This is a genomic window from Nocardia sp. NPDC059691 (genome assembly GCF_042733915.1).
GTDB classification, from domain to species: domain Bacteria; phylum Actinomycetota; class Actinomycetes; order Mycobacteriales; family Mycobacteriaceae; genus Nocardia; species Nocardia sichangensis.
Map to the genome: position 1 here is coordinate 365061 of NZ_JBHWFB010000008.1, position 6207 is coordinate 371267.

Sequence of the window (6207 nt, forward strand, 5' to 3'; positions counted from 1 at the left end):
GACTCGCCGCGCCACGAGAAGCCTTGTGCGAAGCGGCCATTCAGACTTGGAGTACCTTCTGGAGATTATGGAGGTACTGCTGCACCAGATCGACGCGTTCGCCGACGCACCGTTCTCGGGCAACCCGGCCGCGGTGATGCCGCTCCCGTCGTGGCTGCCGGATGCGTTGCTGCAACAGCTGGCCGAGGAGAACAACCTCGCCGAGACCGCGTTCTATACCTCGCGGTTACCTCCAGAGGCGGGCGTGCCGCCGGGCGAGTGGCCCGCCTTTCACCTCCGGTGGTTCACCCCGAGGGTGGAGGTCGCGCTCTGCGGGCACGCCACTCTCGCCAGCGCCGCGCAGATCCTGGCCGACATGCACCCCGGTGAGGACCGGGTGAGCTTCTACACGCGCAGCGGCTGGCTGCACGTCGACCGCACCGACGACGACGAGTTCGTCCTCGACCTGCCTGCCGTGCCGAGCATTCCGGTGCAGCCCGATCCGGCGCTCGTCGCGGCGCTCGGGGTGCGTCCGGTGGGCGCGTATTCCGGCACCGACGAGGTGATCGTCGTGGCGACCGAACAGGAGGTGCGCGATGCCGCGCCCGTGCTGGCGGCGTTCCCCGCGCTGCCGCGCGCCGCGATCGTCACCGCGCCCGGCGATTCGGTCGACTTCGTCTCCCGGGTCTTCGCCCCGGCCGTGGGCGTCCCGGAGGACCCGGTGACCGGGTCCGCGCACGCGCAGCTGGTTCCGCTGTGGAGCGAGCGGCTCGGCCGCACCGAACTGCACGCCAGGCAGCTGTCCCGCCGCGGCGGAAGCTTGCGCTGCGAACTGACCGGCGAGCGCGTGCTGTTGTTCGGACGGTGCCGCCGCTACCTCGACGGCGTCGTCACCCTGCCGGAGTAGCTCCGGCCGCTCACGGCTCCGGAACCGGTCCGTCGTCGGGGCCGGGCGCGACGACATCGCGGTAGTCGGGCAGCAGCGGGGCCACCGCGAAGCTTCCCGCCACCGCGTCGGCGGGCAGCGCCTGGACCGCGCGGACGCCGTTCTGCCCGGTCAGGTTTCGCAGTCGCACCGGGGTGCCACGCACGACGAGCCCGACGACGCAGCCGCAGCCGCTCCGCAGTCGCGCGGCCGAGAACGCGACCACGCGGGCGGAGCGGTCATCGACGGGGCGAGGAAGCAGCCAGGACGCGTAAGACGCCGAATCCACCGCCGCCTGAACGCCTTCCGGTACCGGCACGGCCACCAGCGGCGTCTGCACGCCGGGCGCGGGCACCCGGTAGAGCACCTGCGCGATCCGCAATCCGTCGCTGTGCTGCGGAATCTCGCCGGGCGCCAAGGGTTCGGCGAACGACACCAGCGCCCAGCGCGGTTCGTCGCCGCCCGTGTCCAGCGAGTCACGAGACCGGGCGAGGTAGTCCGCGACCTGCTCGCCCTGGTCGGGCCCGAGCCGGTCGGTGGACACCGGGGCGCGGTACGGCGGTTGCAGCGCGCCGAGCGCGAAGATCAGTGCGATCAGCCCGACGGCCGCCGCGCCGAGCAAGATCCCGCGCCAGGGCGGCACCCGGCGGTCAGGCATCGCGCAGGACGTCCAGCGCGTGTTTCAGGTCGTCCGGGTATTCGCTGGTGATCTCCAGGTAGCGGCCGTCGGCGGGGTGCTGGAACCCCAGCGACCGGGCGTGCAGCCACTGCCGTTGCAGTCCGAGACGCTCGGCCAGGCGCGGGTCGGCGCCGTAGGTGAGATCACCGCAGCACGGGTGGCGGATCGCGGAGAAATGCACGCGGATCTGATGGGTGCGGCCGGTCTCCAGGTGGATGTCGAGGAGGCTGGCCGAATGGAACGCCTCGACCGTGTCGTAGTGCGTGACGCTGGGACGGCCGTCTGCGGTAACGGCGAACTTCCAGTCGTTGCCGCGGGCCCGCCCGATCGGGGCGTCGATGGTGCCGCTGCTGGGGTCAGGATGCCCCTGCACCAGGGCGTGATACCGCTTGTCGACGGTGCGCTGCTTGAACGCGCGCTTCAGCACCGTGTACGCGTGCTCGGACTGTGCGACCACCATCACGCCGGAGGTGCCGACGTCCAGGCGGTGCACGATGCCCTGCCGCTCGTGGGCGCCGGAGGTGGAGATGCGGTATCCAGCGGCGGCGAGTCCGCCGACGACGGTCGGGCCGCTCCAGCCGACGCCGGTGTGCGCGGCCACGCCGACCGGCTTGTCGACCGCGACGATGTCGTCGTCGGCGTAGAGGATCTTCATGCCTTCCACCGGCTCGGCCTCGATGGTCAGCTCCCGCTTCGGCTCCGGGAAGATCACCTCCAGCCAGGCTCCCGCGGTGAGCCGGTCGGATTTGCCCGCGGCGACGCCGTCGAGCTGCACCGAACCCTCCTCGGCCAGCGTGGCCACCGCGGTGCGGGACAGGCCGAGCAGACGGGACAGGCCCGCGTCGACGCGCATGCCGTCGAGCCCGTCGGGGACGGGCATGGTCCTGGTCTCCCTCATGCCGCGCTGCCCTCGCTCGCGCCGGTCTTGCCGTGGCCCACCCGGGTGCCGTTCGGTTCGAAGCCGAACACGGTGAGCACGACCAGCAGGATCGCGCCGCACACGATGGCCGAGTCCGCGACGTTGAACACCGGCCACCAGCCGATCGCGACGAAATCCACCACGTGCCCCTGCAGCGGGCCGGGCGCGCGGAACAGCCGGTCGCCCAGATTGCCGACCGCGCCGCCGAGCACCATGCCCAGTCCGATCGCCCACCACAGCGAACGCAGGGTGCGGCCGATGCGCACCACGCCGATGACGACGGCGGCGGCGACCAGGGTCAGCAGCCAGGTCATGCCGGTGGCCATGGAGAACGCCGCGCCGGGATTGCGCACCAGGCTCAGGCGCGCGAAGTCGCCGATGATCGGTACCGGATCGCCCGGCGTCAGCTTCGCCACCGCGAGGGTCTTGGTGAGCAGATCCAGACCGAGCACGACCGCGGCGAGGACGAGTAGCGTACGCAGCCGCTGCGGCGGAGCCTGCTCGGTCGTCGGGTCGGCGGTGTTCGCTGGGTTTTCCTCGGGCGGCCGGTCGTCACTCACACCGACCATCATCTCTCGAGCGGAATCGAGTCCGGTGCGCGCGTCCGATTGCCCCGGCCCGCGCCCGCGGCGTTCGCGTGCCACGCCGATCGGTTCGCGGTCGAATGTCCCAGCTGACACTCAGGAATCGGTCGTACCCTGTTGCTCGTGACGGTGTTGTCTTCTCCCCGCCTGGCCCGAAGCGCGAGCCTAGCCCGGAGCGCGCGCTCGGGTGTGCTGCTCATGGTGCTCGCGCTCGGGCTCTCGGCCTTCGGGGTCGGTTGCGGCGACGGCGCCGAGTCGAGCGGTGAGGCCGACGGAACGGAGCCGCTCGGCATCGGCAAGGAAGTGACCGTGCCGATTCCGGCCGCGGTGACCACGGTCGAATCGGCCGGTGCCGAGCCCCGATCGATGCTGCGGCCGGAGTATCCGGCGGGCACCGTGCAGCGGGTCACGCTGTACACCGCCCATCACATCCAGCAGCAGATCGATGGGCAGCCCAAGCCCGACTTCTCCACCCCCGCGCTGACCATTCCCATGACCGCGGAGACCACCGTGGAGGGCATCGATCTCACCCTTGGCTCGGTCACCTCGCCCGATCCCACGCTGGCCAAAGCGCTCACCAAGATCGGCGGCTCGCACGCGGGCTTCGACCTCAGCGATCTGGGCGCGATCACCGCACTGCGGCTCGAGCCGGCGCCCGACGCGTCCAACACCGCGCGCGCCGCGCTGGAGCAGGCGTTCTACCAGGCCGTCTACCGTTCGATCGCGTTTCCCGACCAGCCCGTCGGCGAGGGCGCGGTCTGGACGGTGCGCCAGGAGGTCAGCGGCGGCGTCCTGCTCGACCAGGTGACCACCGCGACGCTGAGCAAACGCGACGGTGACCGGCTCACCATCGAGCTGCACGTCACCCAGAAGCCGAAGTCGCCGGTGTGGAACCTGCCGAACAACGCGGGCACGCTTGACATCGACGACTACGTCATGCAGGGCGCGGGCACCATCACGGTGGATCTCGGCTTGCCGCTGCCGGTGGCCGGGTCGATCACCGTCGGCGGGCACCAGGCCTACCGCGATCCGCACAGCGACAGCACGCTGCAGCAGGCGATCGAGACGCAGGTGTCGTGGACCGAATGATCCGTGCGTGCGGACTGCTGGCCGCGGTCGCGTCCCTCGTCGTCGCCACCGGATGCGGCTCGGGGGACCACGCCGCGCCAGGACAGCCCGAGCTTCCCGCGCTCGGACCCGTCGTGGCCGCGGCCCCGGTGACCACCGCCGCCGAGACCGATTCCGCTCGGCTGCGCGGGCTGTTGCTCGCCGACAGCGATCTGCCCGCCGGTTTCACCGCGCTCGCGCCGCCCGCCGACACCGGCGGAGGCGCTACCGGCGCCTCGCCGACGAATCCGGCCGAATGCGTGAAAGTGCTCGCGCCGCTCGGTGCGCAACGCTCCGGCGCGCTGGCGCGGGCGTCCACGCAGTACACCGGGCCGAATTTCTCCAGCATCGATATAGACGCGGCCAGTTATCCACCGGACGCGGTCGCGGCCGCTTTCTCGGAAGCGCAGGAAATCCTGCGTCGCTGCGCGCACTATGCCGGGGCCGACGGCTCCGACATTCCGATGGATTACCGCGTCGGCGGGCTCGTCCAGCCGCCCGCGGGCGATGCCTCCGCGCCCTTCCAAGTGCGCACCACCAGTGACGACCTGACCCTCCGCTCGTCCGTCGCGATCGTTCAGGTGGGAAGCACGTTGGTGCAGGTCGCGGTGACCGCGCCGGAGGCGGTGGACCCGGGTGTGCTCAGCGCGCTGACCGCGGCCCAGGTGCGCAGGCTGCAGGGCGTCGCCGGACCGTGATTTCCCGCGATCCGGCCGAATCGCGCCTGTCGCCGGAATAGGCTCGGCATGATCCGACACAACGCCTCGACCGGAGGTTCCCCATGTCTGATGTCAAACCCGTTCCCGATGGATATCCGGTGGTGTCGCCCGGGCTCGCGGTCGACGGCGCCGCGGCGGCGATCGATTTCTACAAGAACATTTTCGGTGCGACCGAGCGTATGCGGATGCCCGGTCCGGACGGCAGAATCGCGCATTGTGAGCTGATGTTCGGCAATTCCGTCGTCATGCTCGGCGATTCGGCGCCCGATATGGACTTCCTCGACCCGAAGACGGTCGGCGGCACCCCCGTCAACCTGTATGTGTACGTCGAGGACGCCGACGCCGCTTTCGCCGCCGCGTTGTCAGCGGGCGCCAGGGAACTCACGCCCATGACCGATCAGTTCTACGGCGATCGCAGTGGCGCCTTCGAGGATCCGTGGGGACACCGATGGACGGTGGCCACCCACGTGGAGGATGTGCCGCCCGACGAGATGGACCGCCGGATGGCCGAGCGGTTCGGCGGTTCCTGATCCCGGCGGGTCTGCTCATTCGGCGACGACCGAATCCCCGTTGACCCGGATGCCTTTCGGGGCGAGTGGTTTGCTCGCCGGGCCGTGGGCCACCGAGCCGTCCAGCGCGAACTTGCTGCCGTGGCAGGCACAGTTGATGGTGCCGCCGGACACCGTCGCGACCTTGCATCCCGCGTGCGTGCACACCGAGGAGAGCCCGATAAAGGTGCCCGCGCTGGGCTGGGTCACCACGGTGTCGCCCACGATCACGCCGCCGCCGACGGGAATGTCGGCCGTCTTGGCGAGCGCGTTCGCGGGACTGTTTCCATCGACGGGCCGGTCTGCCTGCGCGGCGGTGGCGTCATGCGGCGCGGGAGCGTCGTCGCCCTTGCCATAGGCGGTGCAGGCGGTGACCGCCGCCGCGGCGGCGACCCCCGCACCGGCGACGACCACACTGCGGCGGGTGCGGAGTTGTTCGTGGAATGTCATGTCGGTCGGATCTCCCTCGAAGGCGCGGCCGGCCTTGCGCCGGTTTCCGCTTCGCCTTGTTCACGGAGAGAATGATCAGGCGGTTCAATCTATGATCCGATTCGATTCGTATGACAGAGCGGCGGACCCGGACCCCCTCATCTGTTTGTGGCCGGGTCCGCCGTTCTTTGTGGTTACCCGCGGGCGATCGATTCGAACACCTTCGGGTCGACGAGGGTGGAGGTGTCGCCGAGTTCGCGTCCTTCGGCGACGTCGCGCAGGAGTCGGCGCATGATTTTGCCGCTGCGGGTTTTGGGG

General features: G+C 70.5%; 8 protein-coding genes. 4 read left to right on the plus strand and 4 right to left on the minus strand.

All coding sequences use genetic code 11. The features are described 5' to 3' along the window. Positions 1 to 67: 67 nt before the first annotated feature. Positions 68 to 886, plus strand: a complete 819-nt coding sequence (locus ACFV2O_RS20220) for a PhzF family phenazine biosynthesis protein (RefSeq protein WP_379253105.1) — start codon at positions 68 to 70, stop codon at positions 884 to 886. Positions 887 to 896: 10 nt separating this feature from the next. On the opposite strand, the gene ACFV2O_RS20225 is transcribed toward ACFV2O_RS20220, so the two are convergent. From ACFV2O_RS20225 to lspA, 3 genes are read right to left on the minus strand one after another with little or no spacing between them, the layout of a single operon-like run. Continuing rightward, complete coding sequence (locus tag ACFV2O_RS20225) at positions 897 to 1562, minus strand: hypothetical protein (protein ID WP_379253106.1); 666 nt, start codon at positions 1560 to 1562, stop codon at positions 897 to 899. Continuing rightward, complete coding sequence (locus tag ACFV2O_RS20230; RefSeq protein WP_355079679.1) at positions 1555 to 2481, minus strand: RluA family pseudouridine synthase; 927 nt, start codon at positions 2479 to 2481, stop codon at positions 1555 to 1557. Before ACFV2O_RS20230 ends, ACFV2O_RS20225 begins: the two co-directional genes overlap by 8 nt. After that, on the minus strand, positions 2478 to 3074 hold the full coding sequence (gene lspA, locus ACFV2O_RS20235; RefSeq protein ID WP_379253108.1) for a signal peptidase II: 597 nt from the start codon (positions 3072 to 3074) through the stop codon (positions 2478 to 2480). The genes ACFV2O_RS20230 and lspA overlap by 4 nt, the downstream gene beginning before the upstream one ends. Before the next feature lie 210 nt (positions 3075 to 3284). Between lspA and ACFV2O_RS20240 the strand changes: the two genes are divergently transcribed. From ACFV2O_RS20240 to ACFV2O_RS20250, 3 genes are all read left to right on the plus strand, one after another. Beyond that, entirely contained in the window at positions 3285 to 4175 is an 891-nt protein-coding gene (locus ACFV2O_RS20240) for a hypothetical protein (protein ID WP_379253122.1), read from the plus strand. Next, complete coding sequence (locus ACFV2O_RS20245; protein ID WP_379253123.1) at positions 4172 to 4891, plus strand: hypothetical protein; 720 nt, start codon at positions 4172 to 4174, stop codon at positions 4889 to 4891. The genes ACFV2O_RS20240 and ACFV2O_RS20245 overlap by 4 nt, the downstream gene beginning before the upstream one ends. A gap of 83 nt (positions 4892 to 4974) precedes the next feature. Further along, positions 4975 to 5442, plus strand: coding sequence for a VOC family protein (locus ACFV2O_RS20250; RefSeq protein WP_355079683.1), 468 nt, complete (start codon positions 4975 to 4977; stop codon positions 5440 to 5442). A gap of 15 nt (positions 5443 to 5457) precedes the next feature. On the opposite strand, the gene ACFV2O_RS20255 is transcribed toward ACFV2O_RS20250, so the two are convergent. Continuing rightward, positions 5458 to 5910 carry a ubiquinol-cytochrome c reductase iron-sulfur subunit gene (locus ACFV2O_RS20255; RefSeq protein ID WP_379253109.1) on the minus strand — a complete coding sequence of 151 codons (453 nt, stop codon included), beginning with the start codon at positions 5908 to 5910 and terminating at the stop codon, positions 5458 to 5460. Positions 5911 to 6207: the final 297 nt, after the last annotated feature.

What these genes read in the sequence shown, in the direction of transcription:
- ACFV2O_RS20220 (WP_379253105.1), top strand. Translation starts at nt 68, where the DNA reads ATGGAGGTACTGCTGCACCAGATCGACGCGTTCGCCGACGCACCGTTC.
- ACFV2O_RS20225 (WP_379253106.1), bottom strand. Translation starts at nt 1,562, where the DNA reads ATGCCTGACCGCCGGGTGCCGCCCTGGCGCGGGATCTTGCTCGGCGCG.
- ACFV2O_RS20230 (WP_355079679.1), bottom strand. Translation starts at nt 2,481, where the DNA reads ATGAGGGAGACCAGGACCATGCCCGTCCCCGACGGGCTCGACGGCATG.
- lspA (WP_379253108.1), bottom strand. Translation starts at nt 3,074, where the DNA reads ATGATGGTCGGTGTGAGTGACGACCGGCCGCCCGAGGAAAACCCAGCG.
- ACFV2O_RS20240 (WP_379253122.1), top strand. Translation starts at nt 3,285, where the DNA reads ATGGTGCTCGCGCTCGGGCTCTCGGCCTTCGGGGTCGGTTGCGGCGAC.
- ACFV2O_RS20245 (WP_379253123.1), top strand. Translation starts at nt 4,172, where the DNA reads ATGATCCGTGCGTGCGGACTGCTGGCCGCGGTCGCGTCCCTCGTCGTC.
- ACFV2O_RS20250 (WP_355079683.1), top strand. Translation starts at nt 4,975, where the DNA reads ATGTCTGATGTCAAACCCGTTCCCGATGGATATCCGGTGGTGTCGCCC.
- ACFV2O_RS20255 (WP_379253109.1), bottom strand. Translation starts at nt 5,910, where the DNA reads ATGACATTCCACGAACAACTCCGCACCCGCCGCAGTGTGGTCGTCGCC.